The organism is Arthrospira sp. PCC 8006 (genome assembly GCF_046480465.1).
Taxonomy (GTDB): Bacteria; Cyanobacteriota; Cyanobacteriia; order Cyanobacteriales; family Microcoleaceae; genus Limnospira; species Limnospira platensis.
On sequence record NZ_PKGG01000453.1, the window covers coordinates 1 to 1,415 of the forward strand.

Here is a 1,415-nt window from a genome sequence, read left to right on the forward strand (position 1 = left end):
CCAAGCCCTACAACACCAGCCCATCCTCATCCTCAACGCCCAACCCCTCGCCAACGAAACCCGGGAAGGGGAAATCGCCCTCACCCTCAGCGAACTCATCTGGGATACCACCTGTCCCGACGAAGACCCCCCCGGAACCCGCCACCCCCGCTGAACTGCGCCGCCACCTCAAAAGCCTAAAACGCGCCCCACCTCCTCCCCCACCGTGCCATCCTCTTCGGTAGCGAAACGGTTTCCACCCCGACCCAACCCACCCCAGAACTCATGGCCTTTTGCCAAAAACTGACGGGGGTAATTGCGATCGCATTTCTCACCTCAGAACCCCTAGAAGCGCCGTTAAAAGGCTTTCCCCCCAATCAACCGAATCTGATATCGGCGATCGAAACCTGGTTAGAGGAGATTTGAGAATATTGGTTTCTATAACGCTCGATTTTAGAGCATCTCGTTTACCCTGATGCCTTGCCAGCCCAGCTATAATTTCTACAACAACGACAGAGGTAAAATTGTGTCCGACCTGAAAGAAATTGAACAAGCAATTCTCTCCCTGCCATCCCATGAGTTTGAAAAACTAAAACAATGGTTCTTTGATTTGGATTATCAACGGTGGGATGAACAGATAGAACAGGATATTGCCGAGGGTCGTTTAGAAGCCCTCGCTCAAGAGGCGATCGCGGAGTTTGTATCTGGACATTGCCGAGAACTCTGATGCACTATACCACTCGACGATTTTGGCAATGTTACCATGCTTTACCGGAAGCTGTACAAACAACTGCCGATGAATGCTACAACTTACTCAAATCTGACCCGTCTCATCCGTCTCTCCATTTCAAAAAACTGGGGAAAAGGTATTGGTCGGTTAGAGTAGGGTTAAATTATCGTGCTTTGGGTGTTGAAGTAGAGAACGGCATTTCTTGGTTTTGGATTGGAACCCATGCCGAGTATGACCGATTGATTAGCAAATAACCTGGAAGCGTTTACCTTTGTCTTGGAATTGTAGAAGTCCAGATTGGTGTCAAGGGACTTAATGTGATCGCTTTTTTGTCCTAACTGGGAATTTGTACTTATTTTGTCCATTTTCCCAGTAGGCTGCCTTCCATTGGGTCAGTCTGATAACTCACTCCTTGCTTTCTGCCCTGGGACGGTTAATCCGGCTAGTGCGATCGCGTTTACTTCTTGTACCTGGCTGTTCACTGCTAAGTATTTTGTAAATCAACTTCATTAATTCATTGTCTCTTGAGTTGACCTCTGCTATTAACTTTTGGTTTTGCTTCATCAAAGACCACACTAAAAATATCACTACCCCATCACTTCCTACCCGTAATAATTCTGGTAAAACATCAGTCGCCATAATCTTTATATTTTTGGTTTTGGATATTTAACGGAAATTAATCTTGATTTTTGGTTAAGTATTTTTC

At 46.1% G+C, this 1,415-nt stretch carries 4 protein-coding genes; 3 read left to right on the forward strand and 1 reads right to left on the reverse strand.

The annotated features are described in order from the left end of the window. The first annotated feature begins 264 nt into the window (after window positions 1-264). The 3 genes from B9T16_RS28660 (at window position 265) to B9T16_RS28670 (ending at window position 963) form a co-directional block, all read left to right on the forward strand. Complete coding sequence (locus tag B9T16_RS28660; protein WP_315670270.1) at window positions 265-405, forward strand: hypothetical protein; 141 nt, start codon at window positions 265-267, stop codon at window positions 403-405. A gap of 100 nt (window positions 406-505) precedes the next feature. Then, window positions 506-706: a hypothetical protein gene (locus tag B9T16_RS28665; protein ID WP_006615836.1), complete on the forward strand. Its 201-nt coding sequence runs from the start codon at window positions 506-508 to the stop codon at window positions 704-706. After that, the gene (locus B9T16_RS28670) at window positions 706-963 is read left to right on the forward strand and encodes a hypothetical protein (RefSeq protein WP_014276949.1); all 258 of its coding nucleotides are present in this window, start codon (window positions 706-708) and stop codon (window positions 961-963) included. Before B9T16_RS28665 ends, B9T16_RS28670 begins: the two co-directional genes overlap by 1 nt. Before the next feature lie 151 nt (window positions 964-1,114). On the opposite strand, the gene B9T16_RS28675 is transcribed toward B9T16_RS28670, so the two are convergent. Further along, window positions 1,115-1,348, reverse strand: coding sequence for a hypothetical protein (locus tag B9T16_RS28675; protein ID WP_410246389.1), 234 nt, complete (start codon window positions 1,346-1,348; stop codon window positions 1,115-1,117). Window positions 1,349-1,415 lie beyond the last annotated feature (67 nt).

Coding starts and splice junctions, on each gene's coding strand:
- B9T16_RS28675 (WP_410246389.1), bottom strand. CDS start 1,348: ATGGCGACTGATGTTTTACCAGAATTATTACGGGTAGGAAGTGATGGG.
- B9T16_RS28660 (WP_315670270.1), top strand. CDS start 265: ATGGCCTTTTGCCAAAAACTGACGGGGGTAATTGCGATCGCATTTCTC.
- B9T16_RS28670 (WP_014276949.1), top strand. CDS start 706: ATGCACTATACCACTCGACGATTTTGGCAATGTTACCATGCTTTACCG.